Genomic DNA, 19,138 nt, shown 5'->3' with positions numbered 1-19,138 from the left:
CGGGCACGGCGGAGCAGTCCCCCGCCGCACCGGCCATCGTAAGACAGGGGCGTAGCCCCCTGTACCCCCAACGTGCCGGACTTCCGGAACGTGCCGGGTACGGCAGGCCGGACGGGCACGGGAGAATGCCGTCATGGAGCCCATCACCCTCACCACCGAGCGCCTCGAACTGCGCCCGTTCACCGAGGCCGACGTCGACGCCGTCGCCGCCGCCTGCCAGGACCCGGAGATCGCCCGGTGGATACCGGTGCCGGCGCCGTACCGCCGGGAGGACGCGCTCGAGTTCGTGACCCGCGTCAGCCCCGCCGGCTGGCGCGACGACACGATGTACAACTTCGGCTACTTCACCCGTGAGGACGGCGCACTGGTGGGTTCCATGGGGCTGGTGCGGCTCGCACTGCTGCACGCCCCCGAACGCCAGGCCGAACTGGGCTTCTGGGCGGCGAAGGAGCAGCGCGGCCGGGGCTACACGGCGGAGGCGGCGCGCGCCGTCGTGGACTGGGCCTTCACCGGGCTCGGCGTGGAACGCATGGAATGGGTCGCCGCGGCGGGCAACGAGGGCTCCCGCGCGGTGGCTGCACGGGTCGGCTTCGTCATGGAGGGTCTCCAGCGCGGCCGCCTGGTGCACCGCGGCGTCCGGCTGGACGCCTGGATCGGGGCCCTGCTGCCCGGGGACTGGGGGCGCGCCTCCGCGACGCCGTACGAGCCGGCTATCTGAGCTCGCCCGAGCCGGCCTGTACCGGTCGGAGCAGGGGCCTGCCCGCGCGGTCGCCGCAGCGTCCCTGTCGTGTCTCGCCGCGGCCGCACGCGACGGGACCGGCTGTCAGTGCGGCGCTCTAGGGTGTGCGGCATGACTCCCGAGCTCTCGCTGACCGCCGACGAGGCACGACGCGTCGCGCTGCGCGCCCAGGGCCTGCTGGGTGCGCCGGACCGGCGCGGCGGCGTGCGCGGGGTGCTCGGCAGACTCGGGGCGGTGCAGCTCGACACCATCTCCGTGCTGGCCCGTTCGCACGAGCTGGTGCCGTACGCCCGCCTCGGCGCCGTCGGACGGCAGCGCGTGGAGGACGCGTACTGGACCGGCGGTCACTCCTTCGAGTACTGGTCGCACGCGGCCTGCATCCTGCCGATCGAGGAATGGCCGCACTTCGCCTTCCGCCGGCGTGCCCGGCGCGCCAAGGGGCGCCGCTGGCACCACCTGGAGGACACGGAGGCATCCTGCGCCGCGGTGCGCGACCGCCTCAAGACCGACGGGCCGCTGACCACCACGGAACTGGGCGGCGGTAAGAACGGCGGCGAGTGGTTCGACTGGTCGCAGACCAAGATCGCCGTGGAGTGGATGCTGGACACCGGCGAGGTGGTCTGCACGGAGCGTCGCGGCTGGAAGCGGGTCTACGACCTTGCCGACCGCGCGGTCCCCGACGCCCTTCTGCACGACGACCTGGACGACGCCGCGTGCCTGCGGCGCCTGGTGGCGCAGGCCGGCAGCGCCATGGGCGTCGCCACGCGGTCCGACCTGGCCGACTACCACCGCCTCACGGGCGACCAGGTGGCGTCCGTGCTACCGGACACCGGGCTGGTGCCCGTGGAGGTGCAGGGCTGGCAGAAGCCCGCCTGGGCCGACCCGCAGGCCCTCGCCTCCCCGCCGCGCGGCCGGCACCGCACCACGCTGCTCTCCCCCTTCGACTCGCTCGTCTGGGACCGCCCGCGGACGCTGCGCATGTTCGACTTCACCCACCGCCTGGAGGCGTACGTGCCACGGCCCAGGAGGCTGCACGGCTACTTCGCGATGCCGCTGCTGGCGGGCGGGAAGCTGCGGGGCCGGGTCGACCCGGCGCGGGAGGGGACGACGCTGGTCGCACGGCAGCTGTCGCTGCGGGGGCGGAGCGCGGTGGAGCCGATGGCGAAGGCGCTGCGGGAGGCCGCGGAGTGGGTGGGCTGCGACGCGGTGCGGGTGGAGCGGTGCGCACCGGAGGAGTTGCGCGGGCCGTTGGAGGCGGCGCTGCGGGGGGTCTCCTGACGGGGGAGGGCTCCTGGCGTCCGGACCCGCCGCTGGGTGGCGGGCGCGGGCAGCCGGCCTCGGGCGCCCTCAGCGGATCTCGAGGATCTTCTCCCGCATCGCGTAGACCACGGCCTCCATCCGGGAATGCAGCTGAAGCTTCTCCAGGATGTTCCGGACGTGGTTCTTCACCGTGTTCTCGCTGATGAAGAGTTCCTTGGCGATGTCGCGGTTGTTCTTACCGGTGGCGACGAGTTTGAGGACCTCCAGCTCGCGGTCGGTCAGCCGGGGCGCCGGTACCAGCTTGCTCTCGTCAGTGCGCTGGATCATCGACTTGAACTCGGTGAGCAGCTTCGCCGCCATGGAGGGGCTGATTTGGGACTGCCCGTCCGCGACGGCCCGGATGGCGGTGGAGACCTCGTCGGTGGAGATCTCCTTGAGCAGGTAGCCCGTCGCGCCGGCCTTGATCGCGTCGTAGAGGTCGGCCTCCTCGTCGCTGATCGTCAGCATGATGATCTTCGCGCTGGGAGCCACCTCCTTGAGCGCCGTACACGCCTCGATGCCGCTGCGCTTGGGCATCCGCACGTCCATCAGCACAATGTCGGGCAGCAGGTCGGCGGCCACCTCCACGGCTTCGGCACCGTCACCGGCCTCGCCGACCACCTCGATGTCCTCCTCCTGCGCGAGGACGATCTCCAGACCGCGCCGGAACAACGCGTGGTCGTCCACTACGAGGACCCGGATCGGCTCCTCGCGCGAGGGGTCGTGCGAGCCCGCAGCCTCTTCCGCGTCGGGCGCTCCCGCTGGTTGCCGTGCGCCCGGCACGGACATCGCGGGCCCGAAGCTGTCCGCCATCGATTCCTCCCCCAACGGGCTCGGCCGCCCCAACGCCGTTTGGAGAACACGCCGGTTGACGGTCCGGCCATCCTCCCATGCCGCAGGTCCCGCGTCCGCCCGGCACCGCGTGGGGCGCCCCCGGCCGGGTCTCCCGTGACCCGGCCGGGGGCCGCGGCGTCGGTCAGCCTCCGAGGGCGCCGCCCGCTCCGAGCGGAGCCTCCTCGGCGAACGGATCCTGTTCCAGGTGGATCACGCCGTAGTCGTAGCCGTGGCGCCGGTAGACGACGCTGGGGTTCTTGGTCTCCGAGTCGACGAACAGGTAGAAGTCGTGGCCCACCAGCTCCATTTCGTAGAGCGCCTGGTCGAGCGTCATGGGTGCGGCGGCGTGGGTCTTCTCCCGTACGACCAGGGGGCCTTCCCCCTGGACCTCGAGCGGGCCGACCCGTGTGGTGTTCGAATGCCCGTCGTCCTCCGAGGTGCGCGCCGCCGCGGAAGCGGCATCCATCTCCCCGTTGAGTTCCGCAGCCAGGTGCGCCGTCGCCGCGGCCACGCTGATCGGTGCGCGGTGGCCGCCGCGGTGCACCCGGCGCTTGTCGTGTTGCTTGCGCAGGCGTGCCTCGAGCTTTCCGGTGGCAAGGTCGAGCGCCGCATACGGATCAGAGGCCGAAGCCTCGGCGCGAATGACCGGGCCGCGGGTGCGCAGGGTGATCTCCACCCTGTCGGAACGGTTGGCCTGCCGGGGGTTGTGCTCCTTCGAGACCTCGACATCCAGGTTGATCACCTTGCCGTCGAGCTTCTGGATCTTCTCCAGCTTCTCGGCCACGTGCTTGCGGAACCGGTCCGGCACCTCTGTCTTCCGGCCCTTGACGACGATGTCCACGCAGAACTCCGTTCCCGGACGCTGCTACGCGCTGAGCGCGGCGCGCCCTTTGTGCACTGACGCCGGAGGTTCACGGCCGCTGCCGGTCACGCTCCGGCACAAGGTCGGGTTGCGACTTCACCTCCTCCTCCCCCACTCGGAAGATCGTCATCCCTCTCCGAACGTACCTCCGGTGGAGGACGCCCGGCACCCCTTACTGACACGTACCTCCGATCGGGCGAATATCACCCGCCCACCGGCAACGACGGACCGCGAGGGGTGGTTCCGTACGCCGGCGGCGACCACGGCAGCTACCGGGAGGACTCCGGTCCGCTCCGTGACCACCCGTGACGCCTCGGCGAGCGAGGCACCCGTGGTGATCAGATCGTCCACCAGCACCACGAGCGGCTGCACCCCGCCGGGTCGGCACCGCGCCCGCGGCGACAACAACCGCGCCGCACCGGGCGCCGTCTCCAGCGCCCCGGACAGGTTCGCAGCGCGGCGCGCGGCCGTCAGCCCCGCCTGGTCGGCGACCTTCCGCCGCTGCCGCAGCACCGGCAGGACGCGGGCCGGTTCCCCCGCGCGCCGCAGAGCGGCCGCGGCGGCGGACGCGACCCGTCGCACCGGGTCGTGGCCGCGTGCGGCGACGGAGCGGCGCGCCGAGGGCACCGGCACCAGCAGCACCGGACGGCACGCGCCGCTCCCGGCCACTGCGGCCCGTACGGCGCCCGCCAGGGCACGGCCGAGGGGCTCGGCCAGCGGCAGCGCGCCCCGCTCCTTGTGCGCGAGCAACACGGCCCGGGCCTCGTCGGCATATGGCAGCACCGCGTGGACGGAGGGCAGTCCATCGGGGACTGGCGACGGACGCACCGGGCGGGGAACGGCGCGCCCAAGCAGCGCGCGGCAGCGGGCGCACAGCCGTCGCGAGGCCCGAGAGACCCCGCACCCGGCACAGCCCCCTGGCAACACCAGGTCGGTCAGCTCCTGCCACAGGGCCTGCATGAACCCAGTCTCCCAGCGGCCGGACGCCCCCACCACCCCTGTGGAGAACTCCGTCGGCACACGCTCCGAGCTGCGGCGACACCGCGTCACCGGACGACTCCGCGGGGGCCCGGTCAGCCGGGATAGACGGGTGCGCTGCCGTCCTCCGAGACGGTCTCCCAGTCGCCGTCCGGTGGCGTCAGCCGGACGATGCCGTACTGCGACTCGGCGAAGAGCGGCATGTTCTCGCTCTCCGAGGCCGCGACGCTCTCCACGTCGTTGATGCCGGGGAGCGGCGGCTGGTGCGCCGTGGACCCGTCCGTGCCGACGTACTGCAGCTGCTGCACACCGCGCGACTCCCGCCCCACCACGACGAGTTCGCTCGGACCGGACCACGACATCGCGACGACGTCCTCGAGTTGCGGGGCGACCCGCTGGAGGGCGGCGACGGTGACCGACGAGTCCCCCCGCGTCCCCTCCCGCTCCACGCGGCCGAGTTGCAGCGAACTGGTGCCATCGGGGTTCCTGATCCTCAGCGCGATCCGCACCCCGTCGGAGGAGATCCGCAACGACTCGATGCGCTCGTTCCTGGCGAGGCCCGGCACCGAGACGGCCTCGGCCTCCCCCTGACCGCCGGGGAGCCTGAGCAGCCGCGGGTCGCGCGGATCGCGGTCCGCGATCCACAGGTCCCCCAGCCCGTCCCAGCTCGGCGCGCTGAGCCGGTCCTCCTCGCGCACCGCCCGGCTGGCGAGCACCGGCTCCCCGGACTCCTCCTTGCCCGGGGACTTCAGCGAGGCCGACACGTACAGCGCCCGCCCGTCCCGGGAGACGGCCGCGCCCATGCGCTCGTCGCGGCTCACACCGACCGACCGGAACTCCACCCGGCCGCTGCCCAGCAGGCCGGGCACAACCCGGGGGCGGTTCGACGTCCGGTCCATGGTGGCGACCCGGTGTTCCGCGTCCACCATGTACGGCGAAAGCGTCCCGTCCAGCCGGCCGGGCGCGTAGAACCGCGCCTCGTCCCCTTCGAGTTCGCAGATCTCGCCGTCGGGGCCCCGGAGCGCGACGCTCGTGACCTTCGACGAGGCCTGCGACTGCACGCTGTGGAGCACCTGTGCGGCCATCCGTTCGCACCGGGCGCCGCCGGCCGTCGCCCCCGCCCGGTTGAGCCGCACGGTCACCGCACCCGAGTCCTGCACGGTCACGCTGTTTCTGCGGGCCAGCAGCGTGTCGTCGGGAAAGGCGGTGCGAACGACCGGATCGAGCCAGTCGGTGGGACCTTCGAGCAGAGCGCGCACCGTGTCGGCGACGGGTTCGATGCGCGACCGGACGTACACCGGCTGGGCCACCAGAACGTCCTCTCCCCGGTTCACGGAGGGGGCTCCGGGGCCGAGCCGTGCGAAGTAGTAGATGTCCACGGAGCGGTAGATGCGCTCGAAGTCGGACGATCCGAGGACGAGGCCGTCGGGGAGCCGGTCGATGCGCCAGCCCTCGCCCTCGACCTCGGTCAGGTGAAAGGCGTCGGTGAGCCGGCCGCTGTCGGGCCGGTAGGCGTGCCGGGTGTCGAGCCGCGCGGCCCGCTCCCCGGTGACCACCACCGTGGAGCCGCTCTTTCTCCCGCCGTCGGGAACGCCGCCCTCGGTGACCGGTCCCCGCTCGAGCACCGTGGTCCCGGCGAACGGATCCCATGCCTTCGCGGCGTCCTCGGTGAGGTACTCACGAGCCGTGCTGAAGCCGGGTTCGTCGCTGGTCGTGGCCTCCAGGAACCCGCGCACGATGTCCTGCGGATCTCCCCCCTTCTGCGGGCTGAGGCCGTACACGCGGACCCGCGACTCCTGCTCGGCCCGCTGGGAGGGCTCGACGGCGGTGACCGGGCCGCCGGAGGGCATGGAGGCGCACCCGGAGAGCAGAAAGGCGACGGACAGCAGCGCACCAGCGCCTCTGCAGCGCCGTCGGTCAGCTCTCATCCTCCGTCTCCTCTCCCCGGCCGCCCTGCCCGTTCGCGGACACCCCCGTGCGGGGCGGCAGCACGCCTTCGGCACCCCGGCGGCGGCGCGAGTCGGCGGGCTCCAACGGTATCGGCGAGCCGCTCAGCGGATCACCCGCGGTGCGCGGCAGCGTGAGACGGAACTGCGAACCGCCCCCCGGCTCACCCCATGCCTGGAGCCAGCCGCCGTGCAGCCGCGCGTCCTCCAGGGCGATCGCCAGCCCCAGCCCGGTGCCGCCGGTGGTGCGGGCGCGGGCGGGGTCGGCGCGCCAGAAGCGGCTGAACACCCGGTTGACCTCGCTCGGCTTGAGGCCGATGCCGTAGTCCCGCACCGCGACCGCGGCGGCACCGCCGCCGGCGGCCAGACGAATCACCACGTCGCGTCCCTCGCCGTGCTCTATCGCGTTGTCCAGCAAGTTGCGCAGCACCCGCTCCACCCGGCGGCCGTCGGCCTCGACCATCACCGGCTGCTCGTCCCCCTGGACCCGTACGAGGCTGCCGGTGCGTTCGGCGAGCGGCGCGCAGCCGTCCACCACGCGGTACACCACGTCCCGCAGGTCGACGGGACCGGCCTCCAGCGCCGCGGCGCCCGCGTCGAAGCGGGAGATCTCCAGCAGTTCGCCCAGCAGCGACTCGAAACGGTCGAGCTGGCCGAGGAGCAGCTCCGCCGAACGGGCCGTGACCGGGTCGAAGTCGTCCTTCGCGGCGTGGATCACGTCCGCGGCCATTCGCACGGTCGTCAGCGGCGTCCGCAGTTCATGCGACACGTCGGAGACAAACCGCCGCTGCATCCGGGACAGCTCCTCGAGCTGGTGGATCTTGCGGTAGAGGTTCTGAGCCATCTTGTTGAACGACTCGCCCAGACGGGCGATGTCGTCCTCGCCGGCGACCTTCATCCGCTCCCGCAGCCGCCCGGCCGCCAGCCGTTCGGAGATGCCCGCGGCCATCCTGACCGGGGTGACCACCTGGCGTACGACCAGCCAGGCGATGGCGCCGAGCAGCGCGACCACGAACACCCCGGCGGTGATCAGCGTGCCTTTGACCAGGTTGAGCGTCTCCTGCTCCTGGGCGAACGGGAAGACGTAGTAGAGCTGGTACGGATTGCCGTTCAGGTCGCTGACCCGCTTGCCGATGATCAGACCGGGCTCGGTGGCGCCGCCGGGACGGTGCACCAGGGCGAACTGCTGGTAGGCGCCGTCCTTCTTGTCGAGCGTGCTCCGCAGCTCCGCCGGGATGGTGCGGACCGGGTCCACGTCGTCCGAGGCGCGCGGGCCGAGCGGACGAGTCCCCTGGTCCAAGGAGGGCGGCGAGTCGTCGGGGTCGGAATTGAGCACGACCACGGAGAAGACGCCCTGTCCGCCGCTGGACAGCTGCTCGGCCAGGCTGTTCAGCCAGGGACCGGCGGACTGGTCCACAGGACCGTCCGCCGGGTCGGAGCCGCCCTCGGAGAAGCCGCGACCGCTGGAGGCGTCCGCCACCTGCTGGGCGAAGGCGAATCCGCCGGCGGCCTGGCTCTGCGCCGCCTGCTCCTTCGCCTCCCGCAACCCGTTCCGGACCTGGCCGGTCACCACGATCCCCAGCAGCACCACCACGCACAGCGACATCATCAGCGTCGCCGCGACCACCCGGAGCTGGATGTTCCGTCGCCACAGGCGCACGGCAGGCAGCAGCGGACGGCGAATCAGCCGGACCGCCATCCGGAACACCGGATGCGAGCGGGTCCCCGTCGCCCCCTCGGGCAGCAACCCCTCGGAGAACAGCGCACCGCCCGCACGCCGCAGCCGCGCCATGCGGGACCCGTCCGGCCTCTCGGGCATCTTTGTCACCTGTGCGGGCTCGTCAGCCCGGTCCGGCCTTGTACCCGACGCCTCGGACGGTGACCACGATCTCCGGCCGCTCCGGGTCCTTCTCGACCTTCGACCGCAGCCGCTGCACGTGCACGTTCACCAGCCGGGTGTCGGCGGCGTGCCGGTAGCCCCACACCTGCTCCAGCAGCACCTCGCGGGTGAACACCTGCCACGGCTTCCGGGCCAGCGCCACCAGCAGGTCGAACTCCAGCGGGGTCAGCGCGATGGACTGCCCGTCGCGCTTCACAGAGTGACCGGCGACATCGATCACCAGGTCGCCTATGGCGAGCTGCTCCGGAGCGGGATCCTCCGAACGGCGCAGCCGCGCCCGGATGCGGGCCACCAGTTCCTTCGGCTTGAACGGCTTGACGATGTAGTCGTCGGCACCGGACTCCAGACCGACCACCACGTCGACGGTGTCGCTCTTCGCGGTCAGCATGACCACCGGTACCCCGGACTCGGCACGGATCAGGCGGCACACCTCGATACCGTCCCGGCCGGGCAGCATCAGATCGAGCAGCACCAGGTCCGGTTTCGTCTCGCGGAAAGCGGCGATCGCCTTGTCGCCGTCCGACACGAACGACGGTTCAAAGCCTTCGCCGCGCAGCACGATGCCGAGCATCTCTGCCAGTGCGGTGTCGTCGTCGACGACGAGGACGCGTCCCTTCATGAGTTCATCATCCCATTGCGCGATCGTGACGCTCCCGTCGGTGGTGCGGAACACACCGCCGCGATCCCCTCGCGACCGACCGGGGTGACCACACCACGTTCCGTCACGATGGCCGTGACCAGCTCGGCAGGCGTCACGTCGAACGCCGGGTTGTACGCCTCGGCGCCCTTCGGCGCGTTCGCGGTCACCTCCTCCGCCGACCGCTGCTCGATCTCGATGGCCGCGCCGTCCGGCGTCTCCGGGTCGATGGTCGTCACCGGAGCCACCACCAGGAACGGCACCCCGTGGTGCCGGGCGAGCACCGCCAGCGGGAAACTCCCCACCTTGTTCGCCGTCGAGCCGTCCGCCGCGATCCGGTCCGCGCCGATCAGCACCGCGTCCACCCGGCCCGCCGCGAACAGCGACCCCGCGGCACCGTCCACCAGCACGCTGTACGGCAGGCCGTCCCGCTCCGCTTCGTACGCCGTCAGCCGCGCCCCCTGCAGCAACGGCCGCGTCTCGTCCACCCACAGGCGCTCCAGCCGCTCCGCCCGGTGCACCGCCCGGGCCACCGCGAACGCCGTGCCGCCGCCGCCCGAGACGAGGCTGCCGGTGTTGCAGTGCGTCAGCAGCCTCAGGTCACGCGCGCCCCGGCGGCCGGCGAGCAGCGTATTCAGCAGCAGGTCCCGTCCATGCTCGGCCATCCGGTCGCTCGCCTCGGCGTCCTCCGCGTGCAGGGCACAGGCCTCGGCCAGGGCCACCGCCGCGGCTGCCTCCGGCCCGGCGCCCTCCGCGACCGCCCGGCCATGGGCACTCTCGACCCGTCGCGCGCCGTACCCCAGGTTCACCGCGGTCGGCCGGGCGCCGGCCAGCACGCCCGCCGCTTTCGGCACGTCCTCCCCTCGCGCGGCGGCCAGCGCCACCCCGTACGCGCCCGCTATGCCCAGCAGGGGTGCGCCCCGCACCGCGAGGGACCGAATCGCGGAGACCAGGGACGGCACGTCGCCGCACCGCAGCTCCGCCTCCTCGGCAGGCAGCCGCGTCTGGTCCAGGAGCAGCACCGCGGGGCCCTCGGGTGCGTCCGCCCACCGGAGTACCGGAACACTGTGATCTGTCATCCGCCCAGTCTGCCCCTCACCGGCGCGGTGCAGAAGGCGCACGCCCCGCAGAGGCCCCACCTCTAGGGCGTGATCCAAAAGAAACGCCCGGCCGCCACCGGTCGTGGCACGATGGCAGCGAACCAGGCGAAGGAGTGGCAGAAATGAACGATTCTCCGGGCTGGGCCTCGCCCGGATCCTCCCCGTCCGAGCCATCGAAGGGCGCCGAGGGGAGTCCGGCCGACGACGCCTCCCGGACCCCGCCGCCCGAACCGCCGGGCGCGGGGCGGCAGGGGCGGCCCGGCGAGCAGCCGGAACGTCCCGACGCGCAGCCTGGGCGCGTGCCGGGGAACGTGCAGCCGGGGAAGTGGTCGGCCGAGCAGCCGCCGGCGTCCGCGGGCGGCGGATGGGGCGCCGCCCCGCCGCCCCCGGGCGGGCCGGGGCACCCGGCGCCCGGGCAGCCGCCGGGTTGGGGAGCCTGGAACCAGTGGGGGCGCCCGCCCGCCGCCAAGCCCGGCGTCATCCCGCTGCGGCCGCTCGGCGTCGGGGAGATCCTCGACGGCGCCGTGTCCACCGCCCGCGCCCACTGGCGCACCGCCCTCGGGGTCGCCCTCGGCGTCGCCGTCCTGGTGCAGCTCGCGTCCACCGTCGCCAACGGCATATGGCTGCGCGGCAACGACGGGGTGGAGACCCTCCAGAACAACCCGCAGCCCAGCACGGACGAGCTGCTCGACGCGATGAGCGCATCGTTCAGCAGCGCGGGCATCACCCTCCTCGCCACCCTCGTCGGCACGGTCATCGCCACCGCGATGCTCACCATCGTCGTCAGCCGCGCCGTCCTCGGCCGCACGGTCACCATGTCGGAGGCCTGGCGCGAATCGCGACCCCAGCTCGGCCGCATGCTCGGCCTCACCGTGCTGGTCATGCTGATCGTGACGGGCTCGGTCCTCGCCGGAACACTGCCGGGAATCGTCCTGCTGGCCGCCGGGGCCACCGTCGCCGGAAGCGGCCTCCTCCTGCTGGGCATGATCGGCGGCGCCGCCTGCGGGATCTGGCTGTGGATCCGGTACTGCCTGGCCGCACCGGCGCTCATGCTGGAGCGGCAGGGCGTCACCACCGCGCTGCGCCGCTCCGCCAAGCTCGTCCGGAACAGTTGGTGGCGCATCTTCGGCATCCAGATCCTGGCCTGGCTCCTGGTGCAGATCGTCAGTCTCATCGTGCAGATCCCGTCCTCGGTGCTCGCCTCCGTCATCGAAGGGGACGGTCTCAGCGACGTCCTCAGCGGCTCGCTGACGTTCTCCTGGACGTACCTGATCATCGTCGGCATCGGCGGCGTACTGGCCATGACCGTGACGCTGCCCCTCAGCGCCGGCATCACGGCCCTGCTCTACATGGACCAGCGCATCCGCCGGGAGGCCCTGGACCTGGAGCTCGCCCGCGCCGCAGGCGTCGACGCGAGCAGTTCCCCGCCTTCCGGTCCGGCGGGGAGCTGACACACATGCCGGGGGGTTCCGCGGTGGCCCGCGTCCTCGGCGAGGACGCCCCGCCGGTCACCACGCCGCGCGAACCCGCCCGACGGGACGCGGAACGCGAACTCTCCGAGCCCGTCTACCACCGCGACGACCCGAGTCTTCTCGAGCAGGCCGCCGACTGGGTCTGGGAGAAGCTGAGCGAGCTGCTCGGCTCCGCCGTGGACGTCGTGCCCGGCGGAGCCGTCGGCGTCACGGTCCTGGTGGGCGCCCTGATGCTGATGGTCGCCGCCCTGTGGGCACGCCTGGGCAACCCCCACCGGACAGCCGGCCCGACGCGCCCCGCTCTCTTCGAGGACCGCCCCCGCACCGCCGACGAGCACCGCGCCACCGCCGACGCCCACGCCGCTGCCGGGCAGTGGAGCGAGGCCGTACGCGAGGCCATGCGGGCACTCGTGCGCTCCCTGGAGGAGCGGACGCTGCTCGACCCCCGTCCCGGCCGCACCGCCGACGAGGCGGCGCACGAGGCGGGCCGCCTGCTGCCCGCCCAGGCAGGCGCGCTGCGCGACGCCGCCGTCGCGTTCGACGAGGACACCTATGCCGGGCGGGCGGCGCGGCAGGACACCTACCGCCGCATCCGCGACCTGGACGAGACGCTCCGCCGGACCACACCCACACCCACACCCACACTCACCGGTGCCGGCACCGGCACCGGCACCGACGCCGACGCCGACACCGGGAGCGGAAGCGGCGCCGGCACCGGGAGCGGCCGGTGAGCCGTCCGACGACCTCCGTCTCCCCGACCGCAGGGCACGTCTGGGCACGCCTGCGCGGCCTGCTGGTCGCCGCCGCGATCCTCGCTGTGGCCGGCGTGACGCTCGCCGCGCTGCGTTCCGGAGAACACCACGGAGCGCTGGACCCGCGCTCCCCCGACGCGTACGGAAGCCTGGCAGTCGCCGAACTACTCACCGAACGTGGCGTCACCACCACCGTCGTGACCACCGGCGCCGAGGCCGCGGCCGCCGCCGGACCGGACACCACCGTGCTGGTCACCCGACCGGACGTCCTGAGCCGCGAGCAGCTGACGTCACTGCGCGCGGTGGCCGACACCGGCGGCCGTACCGTCGTGGTCGGCGCGGGGCCGCGCGCCGTGTCCGTCCTCGCGCCAGGCGTCGAGGCGACCAAGACCAGCGCGGCCGCCGAAGCGACCCCGCCCCGCTGCGACCTGCCCGCGGCGCGACGCGCGGGCGACGCCGACCTCGGCGGAGTCCGGTACCGCACCGCCGACGAGACCGCCCAGGCCTGCTACCCCCGGGACGCGCGGCCGACCCTGGTCGTCACCGCGTCGGAGAGGGGCGACGGGGACACGGTCCTCCTTGGCACTCCCCACCCGCTGTACAACGACCGGCTGGACGACCACGGCAACGCCTCACTCGCCCTCCAACTGCTCGGCTCACGACCGCAGCTCGTCTGGTACCTCCCTTCGCTGACCGACTCCGCCGCCGACCGGGACGGCGCGGACGGCTTCTTCGACCTCCTTCCCGGCGGCTGGCGCTGGGGTGTCCTCCAACTCGCCGTCGCCGCCCTGCTGGCAGCCCTCTGGCGGGCACGTCGCCTCGGGCCGCTGGTACCCGAACGCCTCCCGGTCGTCGTCCGGGCTTCCGAGACCACCGAGGGCCGTGCACGCCTCTACCGCCAGACGCAGGCCCGCGACCGCGCCGCCGAAGCTCTGCGCGAAGCGAGCCGTCGACGACTGGCACACCTCGTGGGCGTGAGCACCACGCAGGTGGACGCGCCCGAGCGACTCCTGCCGGCCCTGGCCCGGCACCACAGCGGGGACGTGCATGCGCTGCTCTTCGGCCCCGCCCCGGCCGACGACCGGGCTCTGGTCCTGCTGGCGGACCAACTCGACGCCCTCGAAGGCCAGGTCGCCCACCGACCGACCGCACCACCTCCGTCGCCCGTCACCGCACCACCGACAGACAAGGACCGCACCTCGTGAGCGTCCCCTCCGCAGACAGCGCCCGCAGCGCACTCGAGGCGCTGCGCACCGAGATCTCCAAGGCCGTCGTCGGACAGGACGCCGCCGTCACCGGCCTCGTCATCGCCCTGCTGTGCCGAGGCCACGTCCTGCTCGAGGGCGTCCCCGGCGTGGCGAAGACGCTGCTCGTGCGCGCCCTCGCCGCCACGCTTGAACTCGACACCAAGCGTGTACAGTTCACGCCCGACCTGATGCCGAGCGACGTCACCGGATCCCTGGTGTACGACGCCCGGGCCGCCGATTTCTCCTTCCAGGCCGGACCTGTTTTCACCCACCTTCTCCTCGCAGACGAGATCAACCGGACTCCGCCCAAGACGCAGGCGTCGCTCCTGGAGGCCATGGAGGAACGGCAAGTCTCCGTCGACGGGACACCCCGGCCGCTGCCCGATCCGTTCCTCGTCGCCGCCACCCAGAACCCGGTCGAATACGAGGGCACCTACCCCCTCCCCGAGGCTCAGCTCGACCGCTTCCTGTTGAAGCTCAACGTGCCGCTGCCCTCCAGGGAGGACGAGATCGGCGTCCTCACCCGGCACGCCGAGGGCTTCGATCCTCGCGACCTGTCCGCCGCCGGTCTGCGTCCCGTCGCCGGCCGGGAGGCGCTGGACACGGCACGCAGGGCCGTCGCCGGGACGTCCGTTTCGACAGAGATCACCGGGTACGTCGTCGACGTCTGCCGCGCCACCCGCGAATCCCCCTCTCTCTCCCTCGGTGTCTCTCCCCGAGGCGCCACCGCTCTGCTCGCCACCGCGCGCGCCTGGGCCTGGCTGACCGGCCGCGACTACGTCATCCCGGACGATGTGAAGGCTCTGGCGCTTCCCACCCTCCGCCACCGAATTCAGCTGCGTCCCGAAGCGGAGATGGAAGGCGTCAGCCCGGACAACGTCATCCACTCCGTCCTGGCCCACGTGCCGGTCCCCCGCTGAGGCCTGGCCATGGCTCTCACCGGACGCGCCGCTCTGGTCGCAGCTCTGGGCGCGCTACTCGTCGGACTGGTGCTCCCCGGCTGGACCGGCGTCCTGGCCGTGGAAGTCCCCCTGCTCCTCGCCATCGTCTACGACCTTCTCCGCGCCGCGCCAGTACGAACGCTCCATTTCACCCGTTCCGGTGACACATCAGTTCGACTCGGTGGGAGTGCGACGGTGACCCTGCTGGTCACCAACACCTCCTCCCGGCCGCTGCGCGGCGTGCTCCGCGACGCCTGGCCCCCCAGCGGCGGCGCCGAGGGCCCGGAGGCAGGGCTCTCCTCCCGCCATCGGCTCGACGTTGCGGCGGGCGAACGCACCCGTCTCACCACCCGCCTCCGGCCCAGCCGGCGCGGCGACCTGCGGTCCGCTCAAGTGACGGTCAGGTCCCTCGGCCCTCTGGGGCTCGCCGCACGGCAAGGCGGCCACGCCGTGCCCTGGACGATCCGCGTGCTGCCCCCGTTCGAGAGCCGCAGACATCTACCGGCCAAGCTCGCGCGGCTCCGCGAACTGGACGGACGCACCAGCATCCTCACCCGGGGCGAGGGCACCGAGTTCGACAGCCTCCGCAAGTACGTCCCGGGCGACGACACCCGGTCGATCGACTGGCGTGCGACGGCACGGCAGTCCGACGTCGCCGTCCGTACCTGGCGCCCGGAGCGGGACCGTCACGTCCTCGTCGTCCTCGACACCGGTCGTACGGCAGCGGGTCGCGTCGGCGACGCACCACGACTGGACACGGCGATGGACGCCGCACTGCTGCTGGCTGCCGTCGCCTCCCGGGCGGGTGACCGCGTGGATCTGCTGGCTTACGACCGTCGCGTCCGGGCCACCGTTCGCGGAAAGTCCGCACAGGACGTGCTGCCTTCCTTCGTCTCGGCGATGGCCCCGCTGGAAGCGGAGTTGGTGGAGGCCGACGCCCGAGGGCTGGCGTCCACCGCCCTGCACATGGCGCGTCGGCGCTCTCTGATCGTGCTCCTGACCGGCTTGGAGACCGCCGCCGTGGAGGAGGGCCTGATGCCGGTCCTGCCGCTGCTGACGCAGAGGCACACGGTGCTGGCGGCAGCAGTGGCCGACCCGCGGCTGGAGGAAATGACACGCAACCGGGGGTCCGTGGACGCGGTGTACGAGGCGGGAGCGGCGACGCGCGCCCAGGGGGAACGCCACAGCGCGGCCGATCTCCTGCGCCGCCACGGAGTGACGGTCGTCGACGCGACGCCCGGCGTTCTCGCGTCGCGCCTGGTCGACGCCTACCTCGCATTGAAAGCCGCGGGACGCCTGTAGGCGCTTGCGCGTGCGGGTGAGTGTCCGACCCGGTTCCGTCACTCACCCACCCCGGGCCCGAGGCTGAAACACCGGGTCTGGAACGGCGAAAGCCCCGCCGGCCCGAAGGCCGACGGGGCTCCCGTCAATGATTGTTCGGCGGCGTCCTACTCTCCCACGAGGTCCCCCTCGCAGTACCATCGGCGCAATAAGGCTTAGCTTCCGGGTTCGGAAAGTAACCGGGCGTTTCCCTCACGCTATGACCACCGAAACACTATGAAACACACAAACACCGGGAGAACAACCGCAACCCCCCACACACCACCAAAAGTGGGCAAGGAATTACGGGTTCTCGACCTGGTTGTGGTCTCAGAACCCACACAGTGGACGCGAGCCTCTATGGACAAGCCCTCGGCCTATTAGTACCGGTCACCTCCACCCATTACTGGGCTTCCAGATCCGGCCTATCAACCCGGTCGTCTACCGGGAGCCTTAACCCCTCAACGGGGGTGGGAGTCCTCATCTCGAAGCAAGCTTCCCGCTTAGATGCTTTCAGCGGTTATCCCTCCCGAACGTAGCCAACCAGCCATGCCCTTGGCAGAACAACTGGCACACCAGAGGTCCGTCCGTCCCGGTCCTCTCGTACTAGGGACAGCCCTTCTCAAGACTCCTACGCGCGCAGCGGATAGGGACCGAACTGTCTCACGACGTTCTAAACCCAGCTCGCGTACCGCTTTAATGGGCGAACAGCCCAACCCTTGGGACCGACTCCAGCCCCAGGATGCGACGAGCCGACATCGAGGTGCCAAACCATCCCGTCGATATGGACTCTTGGGGAAGATCAGCCTGTTATCCCCGGGGTACCTTTTATCCGTTGAGCGACGGCGCTTCCACAAGCCACCGCCGGATCACTAGTCCCGACTTTCGTCCCTGCTCGACCCGTCAGTCTCACAGTCAAGCTCCCTTGTGCACTTACACTCACCACCTGATGACCAACCAGGCTGAGGGAACCTTTGGGCGCCTCCGTTACTCTTTAGGAGGCAACCGCCCCAGTTAAACTACCCACCAGACACTGTCCCTGATCCGGATCACGGACCCAGGTTAGACATCCAGCACGACCAGAGTGGTATTTCAACAACGACTCCACCCAAGCTGGCGCTTGAGCATCACAGTCTCCCACCTATCCTACACAAGCCGAACCGAACACCAATATCAAGCTATAGTAAAGGTCCCGGGGTCTTTCCGTCCTGCTGCGCGAAACGAGCATCTTTACTCGTAGTGCAATTTCACCGGGCCTATGGTTGAGACAGTCAAGAAGTCGTTACGCCATTCGTGCAGGTCGGAACTTACCCGACAAGGAATTTCGCTACCTTAGGATGGTTATAGTTACCACCGCCGTTTACTGGCGCTTAAGTTCTCAGCTTCGCCATCCCGAAGAATGACTAACCGGTCCCCTTAACGTTCCAGCACCGGGCAGGCGTCAGTCCGTATACATCGCCTTACGGCTTCGCACGGACCTGTGTTTTTAGTAAACAGTCGCTTCTCGCTGGTCTCTGCGGCCACCCCCAGCTCAAGGAGCAAGTCCCATCACCAGACGTGGCCCCCCTTCTCCCGAAGTTACGGGGGCATTTTGCCGAGTTCCTTAACCATAGTTCACCCGAACGCCTCGGTATTCTCTACCAGACCACCTGAGTCGGTTTAGGGTACGGGCCGCCATGAAACATCGCTAGAGGCTTTTCTCGACAGCATAGGATCATCCACTTCACCACAATCGGCTCGGCATCAGGTCTCAGACACAAGCCAGGCGGATTTACCTACCTGACGTCCTACACCCTTACCCCGGGACAACCACCGCCCGGGATGGACTACCTTCCTGCGTCACCCCATCACTCACCTACTACCAGCTCGGGCCACCGGCTCCACCACTCCGACTTCATCCGAAGAATCCACCGGCGGCTTCACGGGCTTAGCATCACTGGATTCGATGTGGGTCGCTTCACAGCGGGTACCGGAATATCAACCGGTTATCCATCGACTACGCCTGTCGGCCTCGCCTTAGGTCCCGACTTACCCTGGGCAGATCAGCTTGACCCAGGAACCCTTAGTCAATCGGCGCGCACGTTTCTCACGTACGTATCGCTACTCATGCCTGCATTCTCACTCGCATACCGTCCACAACTCGCTTCCACGGCTGCTTCACCCGGCACACGACGCTCCCCTACCCACCCACACGGTCGTTGGACCTATTGTGTGAGTGACACGACTTCGGCGGTGTGCTTGAGCCCCGCTACATTGTCGGCGCGGAATCACTTGACCAGTGAGCTATTACGCACTCTTTCAAGGATGGCTGCTTCTAAGCCAACCTCCTGGTTGTCTCTGCGACTCCACATCCTTTCCCACTTAGCACACGCTTAGGGGCCTTAGTCGATGCTCTGGGCTGTTTCCCTCTCGACCATGGAGCTTATCCCCCACAGTCTCACTGCCGCGCTCTCACTTACCGGCATTCGGAGTTTGGCTAAGGTCAGTAACCCGGTAGGGCCCATCGCCTATCCAGTGCTCTACCTCCGGCAAGAAACACACGACGCTGCACCTAAATGCATTTCGGGGAGAACCAGCTATCACGGAGTTTGATTGGCCTTTCACCCCTAACCACAGGTCATCCCCCAGGTTTTCAACCCTGGTGGGTTCGGGCCTCCACGAAGTCTTACCTCCGCTTCACCCTGCCCATGGCTAGATCACTCCGCTTCGGGTCTTGAACACGCTACTCAACGCCCTCTTCGGACTCGCTTTCGCTACGGCTCCCCCACACGGGTTAACCTCGCAACATGCCGCAAACTCGCAGGCTCATTCTTCAAAAGGCACGCAGTCACGACACAGCAAGCAAGCTTGCTGTGCGACGCTCCCACGGCTTGTAGGCACACGGTTTCAGGTACTCTTTCACTCCGCTCCCGCGGTACTTTTCACCATTCCCTCACGGTACTATCCGCTATCGGTCACCAGGGAATATTTAGGCTTAACGGGTGGTCCCGCCAGATTCACACAGGATTTCTCGGGCCCCATGCTACTTGGGTGCCGCACAAACGAGTTGCAGATGTTTCAGCTACGGGGGTCTTACCCTCTACGCCGGGCCTTTCGCATGCCCTTCGCCTA

At 70.4% G+C, this 19,138-nt stretch carries 14 protein-coding genes and 2 rRNA genes (1 of these 16 cut by a window edge); 7 read left to right on the top strand and 9 right to left on the bottom strand.

What is annotated here, in order from left to right; all coding sequences use genetic code 11:
* Positions 1-133: 133 nt before the first annotated feature.
* Both E4198_RS16815 and E4198_RS16810 read left to right on the top strand, forming a co-directional pair.
* Positions 134-718: a GNAT family N-acetyltransferase gene (locus tag E4198_RS16815; RefSeq protein ID WP_136183883.1), complete on the top strand. Its 585-nt coding sequence runs from the start codon at positions 134-136 to the stop codon at positions 716-718.
* A 132-nt stretch (positions 719-850) separates the two neighbouring features.
* Positions 851-2,017 (top strand): crosslink repair DNA glycosylase YcaQ family protein, encoded by a 1,167-nt coding sequence (locus E4198_RS16810; RefSeq protein WP_136183882.1) that lies wholly within the window; start codon positions 851-853, stop codon positions 2,015-2,017.
* Between the two features lie 69 nt (positions 2,018-2,086).
* Here the strand turns inward: E4198_RS16810 and E4198_RS16805 are convergent, their stop codons facing one another.
* The 7 genes from E4198_RS16805 to mtnA all read right to left on the bottom strand — a co-directional run bounded on the left by E4198_RS16805 (position 2,087) and on the right by mtnA (position 10,274).
* Positions 2,087-2,827, bottom strand: coding sequence for a response regulator transcription factor (locus tag E4198_RS16805; RefSeq protein WP_247597940.1), 741 nt, complete (start codon positions 2,825-2,827; stop codon positions 2,087-2,089).
* A gap of 187 nt (positions 2,828-3,014) precedes the next feature.
* Positions 3,015-3,713: a ribosome-associated translation inhibitor RaiA gene (gene raiA, locus E4198_RS16800; protein WP_136183880.1), complete on the bottom strand. Its 699-nt coding sequence runs from the start codon at positions 3,711-3,713 to the stop codon at positions 3,015-3,017.
* Between the two features lie 147 nt (positions 3,714-3,860).
* A complete protein-coding gene (locus E4198_RS16795) occupies positions 3,861-4,694 on the bottom strand; it encodes a ComF family protein (protein ID WP_247597718.1) in 834 nt (277 codons plus the stop codon).
* A gap of 113 nt (positions 4,695-4,807) precedes the next feature.
* Positions 4,808-6,640, bottom strand: a complete 1,833-nt coding sequence (locus E4198_RS16790) for an LpqB family beta-propeller domain-containing protein (protein ID WP_136183879.1) — start codon at positions 6,638-6,640, stop codon at positions 4,808-4,810.
* The gene (gene mtrB / locus E4198_RS16785; protein ID WP_247597939.1) at positions 6,630-8,450 is read right to left on the bottom strand and encodes an MtrAB system histidine kinase MtrB; all 1,821 of its coding nucleotides are present in this window, start codon (positions 8,448-8,450) and stop codon (positions 6,630-6,632) included. Before mtrB ends, E4198_RS16790 begins: the two co-directional genes overlap by 11 nt.
* 49 nt (positions 8,451-8,499) lie before the next feature.
* Entirely contained in the window at positions 8,500-9,177 is a 678-nt protein-coding gene (gene mtrA / locus E4198_RS16780; protein ID WP_136183877.1) for a two-component system response regulator MtrA, read from the bottom strand.
* Positions 9,174-10,274 carry an S-methyl-5-thioribose-1-phosphate isomerase gene (gene mtnA / locus E4198_RS16775; protein ID WP_136183876.1) on the bottom strand — a complete coding sequence of 367 codons (1,101 nt, stop codon included), beginning with the start codon at positions 10,272-10,274 and terminating at the stop codon, positions 9,174-9,176. Before mtnA ends, mtrA begins: the two co-directional genes overlap by 4 nt.
* Positions 10,275-10,417: 143 nt before the next feature.
* On the opposite strand from mtnA, the gene E4198_RS16770 reads away from it, so the two are divergent.
* The 5 genes from E4198_RS16770 to E4198_RS16750 are packed head-to-tail and all read left to right on the top strand — an operon-like array spanning position 10,418 to position 16,009.
* Positions 10,418-11,746, top strand: coding sequence for a glycerophosphoryl diester phosphodiesterase membrane domain-containing protein (locus E4198_RS16770; RefSeq protein ID WP_136183875.1), 1,329 nt, complete (start codon positions 10,418-10,420; stop codon positions 11,744-11,746).
* A gap of 5 nt (positions 11,747-11,751) precedes the next feature.
* A complete protein-coding gene (locus E4198_RS16765; protein ID WP_136183874.1) occupies positions 11,752-12,498 on the top strand; it encodes a DUF4129 domain-containing protein in 747 nt (248 codons plus the stop codon).
* Positions 12,495-13,724, top strand: coding sequence for a DUF4350 domain-containing protein (locus tag E4198_RS16760; RefSeq protein WP_136183873.1), 1,230 nt, complete (start codon positions 12,495-12,497; stop codon positions 13,722-13,724). Before E4198_RS16765 ends, E4198_RS16760 begins: the two co-directional genes overlap by 4 nt.
* Positions 13,721-14,686, top strand: coding sequence for a MoxR family ATPase (locus E4198_RS16755; RefSeq protein WP_136183872.1), 966 nt, complete (start codon positions 13,721-13,723; stop codon positions 14,684-14,686). The genes E4198_RS16760 and E4198_RS16755 overlap by 4 nt, the downstream gene beginning before the upstream one ends.
* A 9-nt stretch (positions 14,687-14,695) precedes the next feature.
* Positions 14,696-16,009, top strand: a complete 1,314-nt coding sequence (locus E4198_RS16750; RefSeq protein ID WP_136183871.1) for a DUF58 domain-containing protein — start codon at positions 14,696-14,698, stop codon at positions 16,007-16,009.
* Positions 16,010-16,142: 133 nt separating this feature from the next.
* Here E4198_RS16750 and rrf read toward each other — a convergent pair.
* Positions 16,143-16,259 (bottom strand): 5S ribosomal RNA (rrf, locus tag E4198_RS16745).
* 128 nt (positions 16,260-16,387) lie between these two features.
* A 23S ribosomal RNA gene (locus tag E4198_RS16740) occupies positions 16,388-19,138 on the bottom strand (it continues 374 nt past the right edge of the window).

It is taken from the genome of Streptomyces sp. RKND-216 (assembly GCF_004795255.1).
Classification (GTDB): domain Bacteria; phylum Actinomycetota; class Actinomycetes; order Streptomycetales; family Streptomycetaceae; genus Streptomyces; species Streptomyces hazeniae.
Note: the sequence above shows the minus strand (reverse complement) of the source record. Positions and strands in the feature narration are given on the sequence as shown.